Source organism: Pseudobutyrivibrio ruminis AD2017, assembly GCF_000424305.1.
In the GTDB taxonomy this organism is placed as follows: Bacteria; Bacillota; Clostridia; order Lachnospirales; family Lachnospiraceae; genus Pseudobutyrivibrio; species Pseudobutyrivibrio ruminis_B.
On the sequence record NZ_AUJQ01000013.1, the window covers coordinates 22,601 to 42,213 of the forward strand.

At 38.5% G+C, this 19,613-nt stretch carries 10 protein-coding genes; all 10 read left to right on the top strand.

Going from position 1 to position 19,613, the window contains the following annotated elements:
- The first annotated feature begins 31 nt into the window (after positions 1-31).
- Entirely contained in the window at positions 32-1,366 is a 1,335-nt protein-coding gene (locus G611_RS0109305) for a sensor histidine kinase (RefSeq protein ID WP_028243390.1), read from the top strand.
- Positions 1,344-2,162, top strand: a complete 819-nt coding sequence (locus tag G611_RS0109310; protein WP_028243391.1) for a response regulator — start codon at positions 1,344-1,346, stop codon at positions 2,160-2,162. Before G611_RS0109305 ends, G611_RS0109310 begins: the two co-directional genes overlap by 23 nt.
- Positions 2,163-2,231: 69 nt before the next feature.
- Positions 2,232-4,343 (top strand): coiled-coil domain-containing protein, encoded by a 2,112-nt coding sequence (locus tag G611_RS0109315; RefSeq protein WP_028243392.1) that lies wholly within the window; start codon positions 2,232-2,234, stop codon positions 4,341-4,343.
- Between the two features lie 12 nt (positions 4,344-4,355).
- On the top strand, positions 4,356-6,272 hold the full coding sequence (locus G611_RS0109320) for a hypothetical protein (RefSeq protein WP_028243393.1): 1,917 nt from the start codon (positions 4,356-4,358) through the stop codon (positions 6,270-6,272).
- Between the two features lie 148 nt (positions 6,273-6,420).
- Positions 6,421-11,595: an LPXTG cell wall anchor domain-containing protein gene (locus tag G611_RS0109325; RefSeq protein ID WP_028243394.1), complete on the top strand. Its 5,175-nt coding sequence runs from the start codon at positions 6,421-6,423 to the stop codon at positions 11,593-11,595.
- Positions 11,596-11,695: 100 nt separating this feature from the next.
- Complete coding sequence (locus tag G611_RS15400; protein ID WP_196801564.1) at positions 11,696-12,988, top strand: class C sortase; 1,293 nt, start codon at positions 11,696-11,698, stop codon at positions 12,986-12,988.
- A 29-nt stretch (positions 12,989-13,017) separates the two neighbouring features.
- The gene (locus G611_RS0109335; RefSeq protein ID WP_207636294.1) at positions 13,018-16,074 is read left to right on the top strand and encodes a sortase domain-bontaining protein; all 3,057 of its coding nucleotides are present in this window, start codon (positions 13,018-13,020) and stop codon (positions 16,072-16,074) included.
- A 5-nt stretch (positions 16,075-16,079) separates the two neighbouring features.
- Complete coding sequence (locus G611_RS15405; RefSeq protein WP_051195193.1) at positions 16,080-17,366, top strand: sensor histidine kinase; 1,287 nt, start codon at positions 16,080-16,082, stop codon at positions 17,364-17,366.
- A complete protein-coding gene (locus G611_RS0109345; RefSeq protein ID WP_028243396.1) occupies positions 17,347-18,030 on the top strand; it encodes a hypothetical protein in 684 nt (227 codons plus the stop codon). Before G611_RS15405 ends, G611_RS0109345 begins: the two co-directional genes overlap by 20 nt.
- A gap of 9 nt (positions 18,031-18,039) precedes the next feature.
- On the top strand, positions 18,040-19,608 hold the full coding sequence (locus G611_RS15410; RefSeq protein WP_051195194.1) for a GH25 family lysozyme: 1,569 nt from the start codon (positions 18,040-18,042) through the stop codon (positions 19,606-19,608).
- Positions 19,609-19,613 lie beyond the last annotated feature (5 nt).

A 19,613-nucleotide genomic window follows, 5' to 3' on the forward strand; every position in this document is an offset into this window, starting at 1 on the left:
ATCGTTAACGTAGAAATAGAGGAGGCGACTAGTGCCACAAGGAGCAATGGGAGTCGCTGCATTGGAAATATGGGGCGCCATCTTTTGCATGGTTGCAGCTTTTTCCACTGACAGAGGAAAAAGAGTTGAACAAAGAGAAAATGTACAGCTGGGAAATATGCTCCTGCTTAATACCATTATTCTTGTATGTGATATTTTTGCTATCACATATAATGGTGAGCCAGGATATATCAGTCTGGTTATACTTAGATTGTCTAATTTTGCCCTTTATTTTACCCTGTATTTATTAGAAATCTACTTTATATCATTTTTGAGAGCGGTAGTTACAAACAATGGCGGTAAGTTTTGGCCAGGATTTACTTATTGTGGCTACGGAATAATGTGCTTTTCGATAGGTGCATTAGTTTTCGATCAGTTCCGTCATGTAATTTATTATTTTGACAAGGATAATTTTTATCATAGAGGAGACATGTACTACCTGGCATTAGTGCCAGTTTTTGTGTGCTTTGTTCTTATCTTAGTAGTTGTAGCATATCATAGGAAATATTTTTCCAGACTTCAAAGAGTTTCATTATTAGTATATTTATCATTTCCAGTTGGTAGTGCAATCATAATGGTTATAACGGGGCAGGTATCATCAGTTATAAATATTGCTATTAGTGTGGCCCTTGTTATGATGTATATGTTTTATGAGATTGAAAAAAATCAGCGAATGCTTAAGCAGGCTGAGGAATTAATGGAGAAGGAAAGAATCAATAACGAGTTCAAAAATACAATGCTTTGGACTCAGATTCAACCTCATTTTATTTACAACAATCTGAATGTAATTCAGTTTTTGTGTAAGCAAAATCCAGAAGAGGCAGCCAAGGCTGTTAATCATTTATCTACATTTCTAAGGTCATATATTGATGCATACGATTTGGATGTATGTATTCCGATTTCTGAGGAAATGGAGATTATTGAGCATTATATTTACATGCAAAAGCTAAGGTATGAGGACAGACTTTCTGTTGACATAAATGTTGAGTCTACAAATTTCTCAGTGCCACCACTTTCAGTGGAATCACTTGTAGAAAATTCTGTTAGACATGGCGTGGCTAGAAAAGTTGAAGGGGGAAAGGTTAATATTCATGTTTGGGATTCAGAGGATGAACACCTTGTAGAGGTTTCTGATAATGGAATAGGATTTGATTCTGATGAATTAAATATAGATGGTAAGAATCATGTTGGACTAAAAAACACCGATAGTAGACTAAAATTCATGATAAATGGTAGCCTGGAAGTTATCTCGAAGCCTGGCGAGGGCTGTCGTGCAATAGTGCATGTTCCAAAGAGGAAAAAGAATGAAGTATCTAGTGGTGGATGATGAAAAGATTATCGTGGAAGGTATGGTTGATACCCTGAAGGAAATTGTAGGGGATAGTGCAGCTATTTATAAAGCCAGTGATCCTTTTGAAGCAATGGACCAGATGGCTAAGTACAAGCCAGACGTGGTTTTTTCTGATGTTGATATGCCTGGAATGAATGGATTAAAGCTGGCAGAACAGCTTCATTTGATTAATCCAGATGCAGATATTGTATTTGCCACAGGCTATGCCCATTACAGCCTGGACGCTTGGAAGACGGAGGCTAAGGCTTTTATTCTAAAGCCTGTATCTAAGGAAGATATGATGGCTGCCATCGAAAGAATTCGAAAAAGCCGTGGAAGAACTGGAGAAGGCGGCGGGCAAGTAGACCAAAGCAAGCCATTAGAAGTGAAATGCTTTGGTAATTTTGAAATATTCCATAACGGTTCTCCCGTTCATTTTGCAAGAAAAAAATCAAAAGAAATGGTGGCTTATCTTATAGATAGAAAGGGCGCCATGATTTCTACTGGAGAGCTTAGAAGTGCTCTTTGGGAAGAGGAGGAGGACAACGAAGAGAAAAAAGGCTACATAAGGGTGCTTGCCAACGATATCAGAAAAAGTATGGAAGACATTGGTATATCAAATTTTCTCAGGAATGATATGGATTGCTACAGTGTAGATGTTAACGTTATGTCCTGTGATTATTTGAATTATCTAAATGGAGATGAACAGGCCAAAAACTCATTTGCCGAAGAATATATGTCCCAATATCCTTGGGCAGAGGTTACATTGGGGGTTTTATTAGATATGTCATGATGTAACGAGTTTGTAACACCCTGTAGATTACAATCCTAGTAACATGGAAGTAGTCTATGGGGATTTTTTATGGCAAAAAACAAAATGGTGAAGAGTAATCACGTGATTACCTTCGAGAAAGATGAAAAAAAGTCCATAATTATTGCCCTGGTGGTAAGTGCAGTTGTAGTTTTGGCTACAGTTTTGGCTATTATTGCGATTAGGCATAAAGGCTTAGGAATTCCTATCGGAACAACCACAACTGAGGAGGTTGTTGATTCATATACGGTTACAGACAATTACACAGATGATGGTAGCGTTATTGTTACTAATCAAGAAGAATTGGATACGAAGCTGGCGGCCTCCACAACGGACGAAAGTATTGGCGCCATTACTATCCAGACAGAAGAAGAACAGTCTATAGAAATTCCAGAAGGCGATTACACTAACGTGGCGCTAAATATCGATGCACCTTACACGGAAGTGTCGAACTATGCCAATTTTAACACGATTAATATTAAACAGATTTCAGCTAATACATGGGTGGAGCATGCTAGTGGTAACAACATGGTACTATCAGCAACTGCCAGCCATGTCGTTGTTGAGTCTGATGCAACAGTTGAATCAATATCCAACATAGCTTATGGTTCAACTCTTGCGGTTGAAATATATGGAACGGTAAAGGCTATGTCTTTAGAGGCGGATGATTCCATTTCGTCTGTAAGTATAGATGGAACTTTGGAAGGGCTGGATATGTATAGCAAGACGAATCTTAGTCTTTCAGGAGTAGGTGCCCAGAAGCTTAATGTTAACCTACAGGCTGGAGCTACAGGTTCAGTTGTTAAGAGTTCGGTTCCTTTGAACATGCAGATATATGGCTCTGCGGAATTATATATGGAAGCAGGAGCTGAAGAATCAACACTAGCTGTTTTAAATGGTGATTTGGTAACAAATGTTTATAACAACACAGCTATGGCTTTGGAGGTAACTGATCCGGATGGTTCAGCGGTTACTATTGACCAGGGAGCAGACAAATCATTTGGTGAAGAAAAAGCAGCACAGACAAACACAAATACTGAACAATCTGCTGTAAGTAGTGGTTCTGCAACCAGGTCATCAGGTTCTTCTGGTGGAGGTTCATCATCATCTACTAGTAGCAACCGTAGTAGCTCAAGCAGTAGCACATCATCAAGTACAACCACTTCACAGTCAACAGCTACACAGGAAAACACACAGCAAACAACTACTCAACAGACTACACAACAAACAACGCAACCTACACAAAATACAAACAACAAAAACAATACGACATCATCTTCCTCGAATTCAACTTCTTCATATGAAAAGAAGGCAAAGGATCTTGAAAATAAGGTTTCAGAGCAGAATTCAACTATTAGTGCGTTAAATTCAAGCATAGAGGAGTTGAAGAAGGCGATTCAGGGCCTGACGGATAAAAACGCTAAGTATGAAGAAGAATTAGAACAAACAAAATCCGAATTGGACGAAGCAAATGAAAGGATTTTGGAGGCTCAAAAAACTTCAATAATAGATTTCGAATTACCGAATTTGGCATATAAGGAGCTGGCATCAGAAGATGGAAAATTAGTGCAAAGAATTGATAATCCATATCTTTCTATCAAGAAGGGGATACCATCGGCCAATGAGTTAAATGCGGAATATATAGAAATTCATAATAGTGAAAATGCTCCGAAGGCATATCTTGTAAAGCTTTACTATTATTATTTCATTGATGTAGCCGAAGGTGAACCAGAAAAATGGGAATGCACATGTCTTGATACAGATAAATCCATGGTTCTTAGACCTGGAGATAGTTGGGTATTTGCAAGACCGAAATTTATAGGGGCTGATAATCCAAAGTACGTAATAGAGGTAGTGGCTTCTGATTTAGGAGAGGATAGCCCAAGGATATTTGCAGTTAATAAAGACGACATAGGTATATTGAAGTTTACAGAATTTGAGACAAACGTCAAAGAATCAAACGTTACCGATATACAGGCAATATTTTTTGATGTGGATAATAAGGTATTAGGAGAAATAAGCTATTCAACAAGCATGGATGAAACAATGGCAGAAACAGATTTGCCAGGAGTAAATCGGGAGAAAGCAGTAGAAATAAACAATAATGTAGTTAAATTTACAAAGCCAGAGGGCGCGGTTAATTGGAATGTATTTGTTAACTGAGGTGACAATAATATGAAAAGGATGACAGAGACATTGTTGATAGTGTTTACACTTATTCTAACAATGTTTTCAGGTACAGTTTCATATGCTTCAGCTATATCAAGCATTGTATTTGAGGGCTTGGATGTAGGCGATGTGGTGGAGATTTATAGAATCTGTAATTATGATGAATCTTCATCATCCTATACTTGGGCCTCAGCTGTAACCACATGGATGACAGACAATCGAACAGGAAAATTTTACGCAGATTTAAGTCCAAGCGGATTGCAGAAAATGAAAGAAAAGGATTCGAAAGAATTTTGTGAGCTGCTGTTAGATGGACTTAAGAATACATCTACAGGTGTAGCAAATCTGCAGGGGCAGTCCTTTGAATATCAGGTTGGTATCGGAAATACGGTAGAGATTGAGCCAGGTTTTTATATTGTTTTGCCAAAGGGTAAAACAAGAGTATACGATTTGGAATGGTTTGTACTAGCTCCGGGTGGTGAAAAAAATATTACTTATACGGAGGATGACTACAGCGTACCAACAGTTGAATCAACCATTAAAAATGACACTAAGGACAGAGGAGTAGTAGCTGAAACAGTTCCAATGACAGAATATGATGACCAGGTTACTGTGGAATCTATTTTGCAGATGCCTACCTATAATGAAATGTATTCTGATGGAAAACGAGTACTTACCATATCATTCGTTATTCCAAATGGTATGGAGTATGTTGAGAATAGTCTAAAGCTTACGTCTGTTAATGATGATACTGAGGAGGCGTTGCCTGATAGTGCATACTCTGTAATGACCTATAACAACATAGTAATGTATAAGGACTACAGTGATAATTATATTTTCTTTGGTTCACAGGATTATTATTACGAGCTGGATGGAAATCATTTGGCAGGTCCAGATGGGGATCCAGAGCTTGCGATAAATGCATACAACGCAGCATATAAGACAATTTATACAATAGAAGAAGATCATCTTAAAAAAGTCGGAAAGAATGTTGCGACTGAAGAAGAAGCAGAAGAAGAAAATGTAGAAGAAGTCCAGGAAGAAGGTAATGAGACATCGCAGGAAGAAGCTTCGGATGAATCAACAGAAACCATTGCAACAGATGCAATAACAGAAACGACAGAGGACAAATCAAATCTTGTTTATAAGGTTAGAGGAATGTCGGTTGTTGTAGTATCACTTGATACATCTGTGGACATCTCTACTTTAAAAGCATCAGTAAGTGCAAAAAAGAATCAGTATAGTACAGCAGATGGCTGGTACGATATCTATACGAATCTTAGTTATTCGGTAAGTCCTTTGGATAGAAACCTAAGGGCTAATACAAAAACATCTTCTCGCGCTGCAGCCTACGGAATAAGAATTACAGCCTGTATGGGATATGCAGATTCTTACCAAAAGACCAGTGAGGAGATACTTGCTACAGCACCAAGAATGCTGGATGACAAATTTACTTTATATAAGAAATCAAATACATATTCAGGAGACATAAACGAAGCTGTTACGCAGGTAGATGCGGAAAACAAGGATAAGGTGCAGCTGATATATGACAAGGATTTAAATGTAACCTACGAATATACAGAATATGCAGACCTGAATGTAAATGATGAAGGCCAAATAGCTATTGGTGGAATAATTACAGGTGAATATTTGATAGTACAAACAGACCATGTACCAGGTTATGCCCTATCAGAACTGTCCTTCTTAATTGAATCAAATGATTGGCAGGATGATACATATATGGAAGGCAATTGCGTATTCGATTTGGTTTGGCTTGATTTTAAAACAGTATATCTGCCAGCTACTGGAAGCATAGGAGCAGACACGGCTAGAACCTATGGAATACTAATTGGATTGTTTGCAGCATTATTCATAGCACAGGCATATAGAAAACAGAAAAAATTCAGTATTTTCAAGTCGTAACAGGGTGTTACAAAAAAACTTATAAATTATTTTTTCTTTGTAACTAGTTTGTAACTAGTAACGGTTTAATATATGGCATATAGAAAAGAATTTTGTCTATTTCTGCAAGAGATAAAATCGATATACGTCAGATAAGGAGGAAAAAATCATGAAAGGAAAAGGAAAGCGATTAGCTGCATTACTTACTCTTTTAGTACTTAGCTTTAGCTCAGTACTCGTAGTTAGTGCTGATAGCAACACAACATTAATCAAAAGAAGTACAAGTGTAAGCAATCAGGAATTTAATCACACAGAAGTTTCTGTAGCACCTGATACAACAAATACTACTGGATTTACTCTTACAGTAAAAAGAGCAAATGATAGTTTTAATCTGTATAATCTGGTGACATTAAATCCTTCTGAGAATACAGAGAATGGAATTACTTCTCTTGATATTCAGTGGGCAGCTCCGGTTGCAGAGTTTATTGCTAACAATGCATTATTCGCAGATGACGCAGAATATGCAACACCAGCAACTCTTGGAGCATATACCGTTGACCAGAACCTTTCAGAGGCAGGCAGAGTAGCAGCTGAGGCAGCAGCAAAGGCAGAACGCGAGAAGAAGCTTATCGTTCTTGTTAATGCAATGAAGAACGAATATGCAACTTCAGTAGAAAAGAGTGCAACTGCTATTGGCAAGCTTACTCCAGCAGGTGGCGTAAACGGAACAGCCGTAGCAAATGGTACAACACCAAACTACGAAGTTCTTGGTGCTTCTACTAATTTAAGCACAGCTGATCCAGCAAAAATTATCGCAACTGGCGTAACAGAAAGCTCTTGGGATTTAGCATATGATATTTCAGGATTGCCATTTGGTTTATATTTTGTAGATGCTTCTAACCCTGCAAGAGCAGCAGGCCAGGGATATCAGCCAGTTGTAGTTGATCTTGTACCTGAGCAGACAGGTCCTTCAGGACATTGGTATATCGACAACACAAAGACAGCTACATTAAAGAATGAATCAATTAGCGTTGTAAAGAAAATTAATGGTGGCGACAATGATATCATTCGTGAAGGCGAAATCGTAAACTTTACAGTTGATTATGACATTCCTCTTTATACTAAGGTTAATAATAAATATACATATACACAGTTAAACGCATTTGATGATATGAGCAAGGGATTTACTCTTATTGCTACATCAGCAAAGCTTACATTCTTTGACGCAAACGGTAATGAGTTCCATGTGCCAGCATCACTTACAGGCGACGCTTATGGAAACAAAGTAGCAAATGATGCAGCTGGAACATATTCTGCACAGCTTATCGGATTTAGCTATCCTGTAACTTATTCAGAAGGCCAGGATACAAAGGAATATTTCTATATCACTCCTATATCTGATAACCAGATTACTGTATGGACAAACAATGGTGGTAAGCTTAATAGCTACCCAATGACAAAGTCAAAGACTAATGGAAAATATGTATTTAACACAAGTGACTTAAATACAGTTAATAATAAGCTTGGAACAGACGACAAAATTCCTACAGCTTATATTACATCAACAAATGCTACAAAGTTTACAGTTTCTGAGACATCAAAATCACTTATCGGTATCGAAATGGATTACGAGAAGTTGATGAATCCAGACACTTATACAGCTTTTAGAGCAAATGCATCAGAGGCAATAAAAGCAGCATACAAAATGAGCGAAGACTTTACAGTACCTGCAAAGGTTTCTGTAACATACGACGCATTAGTAAATGATGATGCATATTTAGGAAATGATAACAATACTAATAAGGTTACAGTTTACTACGTTGAAGATACAACTGGAACAATCGGTTCAGTTGATGATGAAGTAGTTGCATGGACATACGGTGCTAACATCGTCAAGGTTGATGGTAATGCTTACGATGAATACCTTGACATGACAGAAGAGGAAAAGGCACAGGCAATCGCGGATAATAAGACACCATACCTGGAAGGTGCAGTATTTGATATCTATAGATTTGATGTTGAGTATTGTGGTGGTGCTTCAAATGCTTCACAGACAACAGTACCAGTTGAAAGTATTTATAATACATTCAGTTTCTATGATGATGTAGACTACCCAGTAATTGACCCTGCTGAGTCAAATCCTACAGCTAGATATTCTGGTTCAAAGACATTATATGCTGATACCTTAACGAAGGTATTCAAGTATGAATTAACTCAGAAGATGGCTCTAACTGATCCAGCTATAATTCGTGGTACTTTAGGTGAAGCTATTCCAGCTCTTGGACAGTACTTAACAGCAGATAAGTTTACTAACAAATATGATTTCTCTGATGTATATACATCAGGCACATTACAGGATCTACATGATAATTATAACGGAAATGCATTACTTGACTACATGATTCCTATGGCAACAACCGACAGGGAAAATGGCACAAAATGGGATTCACATGAAGATTTCAAGGATGGATTCGTAATTTACGTACCTAAGTGGGTAGAGGCAGGCGAATGTAGAGTACATTCTGGTGGTCACTGGCACTTAGAGGCATACTCATTATTCTGGGCTGATACAACATCAGTAGCTACAGAAGAAGGTATTACACTTACAGGTTTTGACCCTAACAAGTATCTCATGGTTGAGAAGGTAGCTCCTGCAGGTGGATACAACAAGATGAGCACAGCTATTTACTTTGAAGTAAATAAGCTTTCAAACGAACAGTATACAGAAAGAGGAAACTCTTACGCAGGATTCATGTCAGATGAATATGAAGATGCAGAAGGTAACTTAACAGTAGATGATAACGAAGATGGTATCTATCACTTTACAGTTAAGAACTACAGTGGACTTACACTTCCAAGTACAGGTGGTATTGGTACATTGTTATTCACATTAATAGGTATATTAGTTATGGGTTGTGCAATAATCTTTGTAATTGCAAGAAATAGAAAGCTAAAGAATAGTGCAGCATCATTTATGGCATTAGTAATGATGGTTGCCTTAACACTTAGCTTATCATTTACTTCTAACGCAGCCACAACTATTAGCCTTGGAAACAGTGAGGGAATAAACGTTGGTGCTCAGAAGGCAGTACCTAACGGCAAAGCAATATTTACAGTTCATCTTAGAGATGAAGGTGATGTACTTAATGTATACCAGATTGGTACAAGTTCATACGATGATGAGACAAAGACATTTACAGACGTTGAGTGGGTTCCTAACCTTTACAACTATTTAGGAAACTACAGTCTTGATACAGGAAACGATAATATTCCTACAGACCCTAGCCAGTTTACAAAGCTTAGCGCTAAGGAACAGACAGATTTCCTTACATGGGTTTATGATTCAAAGGATAAGTCTGGTGTTGGTTCTATCAACAAGATAGCAAGCAACCAGATTACAACATTACAGAACCCTACAACAAAAGAGTTCTATGCAACAATTAAAGATGTTGAATATGGTATCTACTTAGTAAAGGGCGAAAACCCAACACTTAATCGTTCATATTCAGTACTTACACTTTCAGCTGCACCAGAAATTCAGGGACCTATGGGTGTTTACTACTTAACAGGTGACCTTGAGGCTACACTTAAATATGCTGATGTTACAATCGAAAAGTACATCAACATGGGTAAGTCAGATGTAGTTAGAACAGGTGAGGTTGTAAACTTTGAAGTCGTAGGTGAAGTACCAGAGTATTATCCAATCGACGGTGGTGTAGTTTACACTAAGGATGATGGCGATGCATATACACTCTATGACTGGGATGCAAATTACACATTCAGTATTACTGATGATATGTCAGAAGCCTTTAGACTAGATCCTACAACACTTAAGATTTACCAGGGTAATGACGCTACTAATGCAGAGTCATGGACAGAAGTACCAGCTGATTATTATACAGCTTTAATCGCTCCAGAATATAAGACTGTTGAAAAGACAGGTACTATTTGGTTCAGAGACAGCAAAGATACAGCAGGCTATTATTTAGTTAAATATGCACAGCCTAATGGAAACTCTTGGACAATCACATGGTATGTATATAACGACAATGAAGGTATTTTAAGAAAGATTGCAGACGGTTCAGCAGCATCAGAGCAGGCTGTTATGGCCGCTCCAGATTCTTCAGTTATTAATGCTTACCAGGAAGTAACAGGTGTTGAATCAGTTGGAACATTATCAAGAGTAGATAATAGACCAATCTTTGCAATTACATTTAACTATTCTAAGTTTGTAGATTTAGATAACGAAACAGGCAAGTGGACAAGAAATCAGAAATATGTTGCTCTTACATACGATGCAACTGTTACAGATAAGTGCTTACCTGGAACAGAAGATAATACCAATACTGCAAAGTTATGGTATAGAAGCGATATAGCTGGACACTACACACCAGTAGAAGATACAGTTAGAGCTTACACATATGCAATCAGATTAGTAAAGACTGATGGTGAAGTAGCAAACAAGTACTTACTTGGTGCAGAATTTAAGCTTTACAAAGAGGCATATGTTTACACACCTGATACATCAGCAGAAGGTGCAACAGAAGCAACATTTTCAGCTGAGCCAACATCAGCTACATGGCAGTATTATAAGTTTGATTCATATGCTCAAAATGGTGAGTATGCTTCAGAATCAACAACACCTCCAGTAGATGATGCAGGTACATCACTTGCAACACTTAATTTAGCAGAAACTGCTGAATTCGAAGGAGGACTTAATACATACTTTAGATATGTACCAGTAGAAGCTGGCGAAGATGGTATTAACTACGACCACTATAAGGTAATCGTATACAAGCAGATGGCACTTCCAGATCAGGTTGATAAGGATTCGACAGGCGCAGATTACCAGACAATTAAGGATAATACTATCAGCTCAGTTGATACAGAAGATGGTGTATTACTTGATGGTTTAGAGGATGCTTCATATGTATTAATCGAGACAAAGCAGCCAACAGGCTACAATGCTCTTACAGAAGCAATGAGATTTGAAATTAGAAGAATTAGTGCTGAGCAGCATGCTATGACAGAAAATGCAGCATACGAAACAGACGCAATCTTCTATTCAGCTAACAAGGTTGACCCTAACGATCCAGAAAAGACAATCGTAGATGCAGTAGCACTCGAAGAAGAAGATGGTGAGGGAAATCCAGTAATCAATTACTATCAGGGTTACTCAGATGGTATTTATGGAATTAATGTAAAGAACTACCAAGGACTTACACTTCCAAGTACTGGTGGTATGGGTACATTATTATTCACAATCATTGGCATCATCCTGATGGCAGCTGTAATACTACTAATAGTTGTAAAGCAAAGAAAATCTAACGTAACATACATGTAGTATCTGACGTATATAGGCAGGAGGCAGGTATCTGTCTTCTGCCTATTTTAAAATATAGGTATTGAGGGGCACGATGGGAGCAGGAAGGAAATTCAATTATATGAATTTGCTTTTAGTCCTAGTCTTCGTAGTAGGACTAGGTATTCTTTTGTACCCTAATATATCTGATTTTTTTAATCAAAGGAACAGTTCGAAATCAATCAGCGAATATGATGAGACAGTAGCGCAGATGAACGAGGAAACAAGAAAAGAATTCTTTGAGGAATCTGAAAGCTACAACACAACATTACAATCCAACCCCGTAGGTCGTTTCGCAGACATGACTGAAGAGATGAAGCAGGAGTACATGAACACATTGAACATCGATGGAAGCGGAATGATGTGTTATCTGAAGATTGATAAATTAGGACTGAATCTTCCTGTTTATCATGGAACAACTGAAGATGTCTTACAGAAATATGTAGGTCATATTGAAGGTACCTCCCTTCCTGTTGGTGGTAAAGGTACACACTGTGGTCTTTCGGGACATAGAGGACTTCCTAGTGCGGTGCTATTTACAAACCTGGATAGAATGGAGGTATCTGATGTATTTTCAGTTATCGTTTTAGGTGAAGAGCATTTTTATCAGGTTGATCAGATAGTGACAGTTTTACCAAACGATATGTCACCTCTTGCTATCGATCCGGAAATGGATTACGTGACACTTGTTACCTGTACACCTTATGGTGAAAACACTCATCGTCTGATGATTAGAGGTGTAAGAATTGAAAAGGAACAAGCCGAAGAAGCAATAGAGAACACAGAAACTAAAAATTATGGCATGACCAGAGAACAGATTGTAAATGTTATCGCAGTTACAATGGGTTCGATTTTCCTGTTTGTAGGATTGCCTATTCTTATATTCCCACCGGTTGTAAAGCCAAAGTATTATTTGCGACCATGGGATGACAATATTGAAGAAGTTTATAAGGCTGCAATTAAGGTTTCAGAAATGTCTACAAGAGCAAACTGGGAGACAGAAAATGTAACAGTAGCAGCTGATGTTTTAGCAAAGCAAAGAAGATGGGACGACACATTAATCCATGAAAACAAATTGACTGAGGATGATGATGAAAGACCTTGGGATGAATTTGATTTCTATGATGAGTCGGTTGATTATGGCGAAGAAGATGAGGAGCGCAGAATTTGGGACGACAAGGTACTTGAAAAGGTAGACCAGGATTGGTCAGTCTTCGACCGCGTGAAAAATAAATTTAATCTATTTTTCTCCGATATACCTGATGTAATGGAAAGAGGTACACCAGAACCTCCTCCAGAGGATTTAAATCCTTATTTCAAGAAGGAAATCAATATCGGTGAGGATATTGTTGAAAGGTCCAAGAAAGGAAAGTAGTTATGCTTAAAAGAGTCTGGAAAAAGTATATGAACTACATATTGATATGCATTACAGGCTCTATGCTTATTCTGTTCATTTTTTCGAATAAGATTACTGTAAGTGTAATGGCAGACCCTAATGCGGAAGCAGGGGCCGAGCCAGAAGTGCAGGAATATGAAGAGAGTATAACTTTTAGCGAGGAAACCGGTGGAACACCTGAAGGCGAGGGAGCCGATGTTACTGTAACTGAAGGAGGCGACAGTGCGGATTCAGCAGGCGCTGATACAGGTTCAGGCGCGGGCGCGAATGCTAGCGTTGAAGGAACTGAAGGAAGTGGTGGAACAGAAGGTAATTCTAATTCAAATGACCCCTTAATAGTCTTAGGCGATAATGAAAATTCAGGTGACGCTGTAACTAAAACTGAAAATGGGGAAGCTACAGGTGAAGAAGAGGACCCAGGGAATCCTGAAAATCCAGAAAATCCTGGAGAAGGCGACATTACAACTGGGGACGATCCAGAAGAGACAAAATGTATCTGTGAAACCAAATGTACAGAGGAAGAATTCAATTCAGAATGTCCCGTATGTTCAGAGAACTATGAAGAGTGTTCGGTAGGAGTAGAAGAGGAAACAGGTACAGAGGAAGAATTAGAATGTACATGTTCTAAGCTTTGTACCGAGGATTCTGTGGATGAAACCTGTCCAGTTTGTAAGGAAAATTATGAGGAGTGTGCATACGAAGAGGTATGTACCTGTGAGAAAAAATGTAGAGAGGGCCATGTTGATTTAAACTGCCTTGTATGTGCAAAAGAGTACGAAAAATGTATAGGTGCAGAGGAAGACTATGCAGCTGTCATTAATTATAGTATTGCAGGAGAGGCAAAGAAGGGCGAATTCCTTACATTGGAGGAAGCGCTAAATGGTGCAAAAGACATTGCCGACCAGGTTCATAGTGATGGTGATTCGAACTATATCCCAGTAATCGAAATAAAGGATGAGCTAACCATATCATCTTCTATGGCAGTAGTGAACAACTGTACATTTGAAATTGATATGAAGGGCCATAAGGTTACACTTGAGTCCGGGGCATCTATAGATTTTGCTTCCAGCACAGTAACACTAAGGGATAGTATGGCCCCATCCGTTGATTATGGAGCTGACAACACCAGACCTGGAGGAATATCAGGAACAGGTAGTATTCTTTTTGCAGGTTCAGATAAGATTACATTTGAATCAGGATATTACAATATTTCAAGCGGAACAGTGTGTCATGGATTTACAGATATAAATGTAAACAATGCATATCTGGTAAATTCAGCTGGAACGATAGCTGACACAGATTCGAAGCTTACAGTTAATGGTGGTTTCTTTGTCTATGATGATTTGTTTAATTCAGAAAATGCAGGAGCATTGGTATGTCCAGAAAAGATGATATTGGCTGAAATGTCAGTATTAATTGGTGGATATGAGGTGCGCGGATACGGATTATCCAATGCACTTTTCAAGGTAACCCTGCAGTTACTGGGCGAAAGCGAATTCTACTATTCTACATTTGCAGAAGCCTTTGAGGCGGCAACAAATATGAGTAGAAATAATGATGGAGCAAAGACTATTATTTCCATCAATGACCCAGCAATTACAAACGTTGCAATATCACAGACCTATAGCATGACAGAAAATTCAAACGGCTATAGTCCTGTTGTACAGATAAATAATATTAACTTCACCAGAGGTGGAGCAGATACTATATTTGATGGCACTATGTTTGCAGTAGGTGCCGGTGAGTTGATTCTTAATGACTGCTCTATAAATGGTTTCATTGCAGAGGACCAGGTTTCAGTTAGCTCTATGATTAGAGTGGAATCAGGGGCAATGCTTTCTTTGGTTGGTTCAGTGGATGTGGGAACAAGTCTGACTGGTAATGTGGCATTGCTTGGTGCTACAGCAGATGACCCAGGAGCAGGTGTATTCCTTAGAAATGGGGCAGTGCTTAAGGTAAATGGATACATTGTTATCCACAACAATATAAGCTATAGCGAAACTGTAAATGCTGAAGGTGGAATAGATACAGCTCGCATCAACAGAAACCTTTATATGGAGGACGAAGCTAGAATTATTGTTGAGGGCGCTCTTCTTAGAACGGAAAGCTTCCTTATTGGTGTAACCATGGCAGCTGAAGAGATAAACACTGATGCTGTAGTTGGTGCACTTGGCACAGATTATTACAACAATCTGTCAGCTGCAGGAATTAATGTAATGGACCTTACATCATTCTTTATGGATACATCTGCAGCATATTTCATGGTATATGATTTTGGAACAAATACGATTAAGTGGAGTAGAGGTGGAGCATTACTTCCAGAGGCAGGAGTATTTAGATTGGAATATATTCTTTTATTCATTGGATTAATAGGATTTATTTTTAGAGCTCTGTGGACAGCCCAAGATGATAGGAAGGAAATAGTCAGATATATCACTATAATGTCCCTTACATGTTTGGTTGGCGGTATTTGTTTTGGCGCAGTTCATGTATATCAGGATATTCAAAGAGTCAGAGCCAACAATGAAATTATAGCAAGCATGGGTGAAGTGACGGATGATTCAAACATGGGCGATAACGAAAATGTTGCAGAGGGTAATGTAACGGAGGTTACCTCTGTTGGAGACACATCTACATTTAAGGTAGTGGAAGAGCCTGTGGTTGAAAAATCTATAGTCCCTGCAGATGGCAGAGAATATATAGGTGTTATTGAGGTGGATCGCTTTGGTATTAAGCTACCAGTGCTTTCTACATACACCGATGCGGATATGAAAACTACACCTTGTGTTTATCATGGGACAAGAGAAAATGGAAATCTTGTTATAGTTGGCCACAACTATGACAGTCAGTTTGGTGACTTCAATCTTCTTGGAAAGGACGAAGTTATTACTGCTAAGCTGACCATGTTAGATGGAACAGAATATGTTTATGAAAGCAAGCTTATGGAGAATCTTAACCCAGACCAGATAGATGAAATGCTGGCTGGCCAGTGGGATATGACTTTATTTACATGTAGTTATTCAGGAGAGAAACGAATAACAATACGCTTTGATCTGAAGAGGTAAGACTTATGGAATTAATGGGCGTAGGATTGGACATGCTATCCGTTTTAATTACGTTTGTTATTCTGGTGGGCGTTTTATTAGGTAAAAGAAATGCTATGAACGAATACTTCCCGATTCTTTTACTAATGAACGCCCTGGTTTTGCTTGCAGATATGGGCACCATAGTATTTTCCGGGGATTCATCCCATCTTACATTACTTCGTATTTCTGTCATTCTTCAGGGTTCTTTTACGTTCGTAAGTTTGTCAGGATTTAATCTTTATGTGGATAAGTTGATTACAAGAAAAAGAGGAAGAAGACCGCTGTTTCGTAGCATTCCTTTTGCTATTTGCGTAATCATGATTCTTTTTTGGATATCATCTCTTATTCATGGCTACGCATTTAAAATCTCAAGAGAAGGTGAGTACACACAAGGACAGCTGTTTTTCTTTGTAGTTTTGATTGGCTGCCTGTTTGTTATCTATATACTGTTCAGAATTATATACAATCAGATGACGGGTACTCTGGAAAGCACAGTTTGTATAGCACTTTATCTATTTATAGCGCTTCCATTTGTTATACTATTTGCAGCATTAAAATGTCAGTGCTTTTCTATGTTTTATGCGGCGCTTACAATCAGCTTTTTGATTATGTTTATAGCCATCCATGTTACAAGAGAGCAGCATATTGTTGAGCAAAAGATGGATGATACTATTATGCAGACTGATTTGATTATTTCAGAGCTGCAGCCACATTTTATTTTTAATTCACTAACAAATATCAAATATCTGATCAAGAAAAATCCAGAGGTTGCAGAAAATGCTATCGATAAATTTACAAAGTATCTAAGACGAAATCTTGATACGATAACTGACCAGGAGCTGATTCCTTTTTCTGAGGAGTTAGAGCATACAAGAACCTATCTGTGGCTAGAGATGCTAAGATTTGGTGATTTAAAGGTTGAATACAGTATCGATAATGATGAATTTCTGATTCCACCATTGTCATTGCAGCCAGTTGTTGAAAATGCTGTTCGCCATGGCGTTACTAAGAAGGTTGGCGGTGGAACAATAAAAATATACGTGCGTGAAATGCCAGATTGTTATAAAATTACAGTAAAGGACGATGGTTTGGGCTTTAACTCAAAGGAACTTGAAGTGGATATTGCCAATGCTGGTATTTTGGACATCAGAAAACGCTTATTTGAAATGAATAGATCAAAGATATCTATTGCTAGTACCGAGGGGGTTGGAACTACAGTAACCTACATGATTATGAAGGGGGAGGTTAAGGATGATTCTGTTCAGCAATGACGATGAAAACATGGAAGATTTGGATGTAAATGATACTATAAGTGTGGACCAGGTTTTGCAGGAAAGAAGTGAGGCTGAGGTTGAAGCCGAGATAGAGGCACAGTCTGAGCCTGAGGTACTGGAGTCAGAGATAAAGAAGGATATAGATTCACTGCTTAAAGAGCTGGAAGAAATCGAAGAATCTCTTGGCATGCAAACTCATTTTGACGACATTGAATTTCCGGAGCCAAGGCCAATTATTCTTCCACCGGTGAAATATCCTGAGCCTGCACCTAGCAATATAAAGGTGGATTCTGCAAAGCTTGATGATGAGCAGCTTAACCAGATTATGCGTCAGTTCAAGAAAATTGATGCCATGGAAGCAGAAGTTAAGGCCATGAAAGAGGTCATCGACGAGCGACTTAATGTCGATTTTAGAGCCATGTATGAAAACATCATGGAAAAGACCAACATCGAAGCAATAAAAACATATAGAAATGTCCAGGCAGTTATTATCGAAGAGAACGCCAAGCAAAATCAGGCTTTGTTCGGTATCGACAACAAATCAAATTCTCTTAAGAAACGAATGAACAACGTGCTGATATTTGCAATTGTTTCCTTTGTAGTATCAATACTTGTTATGCTTGTAACAATTTTACCAGCCATAGGAATAAAGTTATTCTAAAGGAGAGGTATGGAGGACAGAAAAACAATAACCATTGCTATAGCTTTGTCTGCAGCAATGGTTTTGATGTTTATTGGGGTAATTATATATGCAAGGGTTCGTAAGCAGGAGCCTGAGGAGACGGCAGAAAAAGTAGTCACTGAAGAGGTGGTGGCCGATGAAGCTGCCGTTGTGCCTGAAATGGACGAAGAGGATTTTCATCAGGTAGATGTTCAGGTGGTTACCGTTGATGATGTGGATGTTGATAAGGAAGACTCTGCCATCAATGAAACCCAAGTTGAGAACACTTACATCAATACAACACCACTTCTTCCTAGTATCTACAATGAACGAGAAAAGGTATTGAAGGAGCAGGTGGATATCAGTGGATTTCCTGACAGCTATGCTTTGAACGAACAAAAGAGCATAGAAATAGAGGATTCCAAGGTGTCTGTTCCTAAGGAGGTTTTCCTTTACAATACGGGTATCGAAAAATCTTCCAAAATCAGCGTAGAGGCGGTAGTTGATGATAAGGCAGGCATTGTAAAATCAATCGGCTGGAATAGCAACAACCCAAGTGTACTACAGCTTTCTAGCCCCACTGGAACAAAGGTGGATTTAGAATATGTAGGAGAAAAATTTTCTGGCAAGGTGCCAGTTTCTATAATCGTAACTTATCAGACAGCACCAGGAAATACAGCCACTAAGGAATTAACATTTAATGTTTATGTGGAGGAGATTTCTTACGGCGACGACCAGCTGAAGGATAAATCTGGCAACGAGCTGTTTCTTGATAAAAAAGGAAAAAAGGAGGCTCATGTTTCTGATTATGCTGGAAATGAATATTTCTATGGCGAGGTTAAGACAACAGGTTGGCAAACTATAGATGGAAAGAAATATTACTTTGGACTGGATTCCCTACCTGTAACTGGTCATCAAATTATCGGAGGTTTGCCATATGAGTTTGGACCAGATGGTGTTATAGCGGTTGCCGATATAGGTGAGATGGGAATCGACGTTTCCAAGTGGCAGAAGGATATTGACTGGAGCCTTGTTTCCGCATCTGGTGTGGATTTTGCCATTATTAGATGTGGATTTAGAGGGTCTTTATCTGGTCAGCTTGTGGAAGATCCATATTTTAGACAGAATATTGAGGGCGCAATTGCTAATGGAATCAACGTAGGTGTGTATTTCTTTACACAGGCTATTACGGAACAGGAGGCCATTGAAGAAGCATCCATGGCTATTCAGATGTGCCAGGGTTATCAGATTACATTACCTATCTATATTGATTCGGAAAATGCCGTAAATGGTAGAGCTAATAATCTGGATAGGGCAACAAGAACCAGATGTTTGGAAGCCTTTTGCGAAACCATTAACAACAGTGGTTATACAGGCGGTGTGTATGCCAGTAAAACCTGGTATTACGACAAGGTTTATGCCCAAAGTCTTGAAAAATATAATATATGGGTTGCGCAATACAATACCGAGTGTAACTATGTAGGCAAGACTGATTTATGGCAGTATTCATCAAAGGAAAGTATCGCCGGAATAACAGGATTTGTAGACGTCAATCTGGTTAGAAAGATGGATAAATAGTGTAA

Bases quoted from the DNA above. Each gene is read 5' to 3' on its own strand.
- G611_RS0109310 (WP_028243391.1), top strand. From the start codon at position 1,344: ATGAAGTATCTAGTGGTGGATGATGAAAAGATTATCGTGGAAGGTATG.
- G611_RS0109315 (WP_028243392.1), top strand. From the start codon at position 2,232: ATGGCAAAAAACAAAATGGTGAAGAGTAATCACGTGATTACCTTCGAG.
- G611_RS0109320 (WP_028243393.1), top strand. From the start codon at position 4,356: ATGAAAAGGATGACAGAGACATTGTTGATAGTGTTTACACTTATTCTA.
- G611_RS0109325 (WP_028243394.1), top strand. From the start codon at position 6,421: ATGAAAGGAAAAGGAAAGCGATTAGCTGCATTACTTACTCTTTTAGTA.
- G611_RS15400 (WP_196801564.1), top strand. From the start codon at position 11,696: ATGAATTTGCTTTTAGTCCTAGTCTTCGTAGTAGGACTAGGTATTCTT.
- G611_RS0109335 (WP_207636294.1), top strand. From the start codon at position 13,018: ATGAACTACATATTGATATGCATTACAGGCTCTATGCTTATTCTGTTC.
- G611_RS15405 (WP_051195193.1), top strand. From the start codon at position 16,080: ATGGAATTAATGGGCGTAGGATTGGACATGCTATCCGTTTTAATTACG.
- G611_RS0109345 (WP_028243396.1), top strand. From the start codon at position 17,347: ATGATTCTGTTCAGCAATGACGATGAAAACATGGAAGATTTGGATGTA.
- G611_RS15410 (WP_051195194.1), top strand. From the start codon at position 18,040: ATGGAGGACAGAAAAACAATAACCATTGCTATAGCTTTGTCTGCAGCA.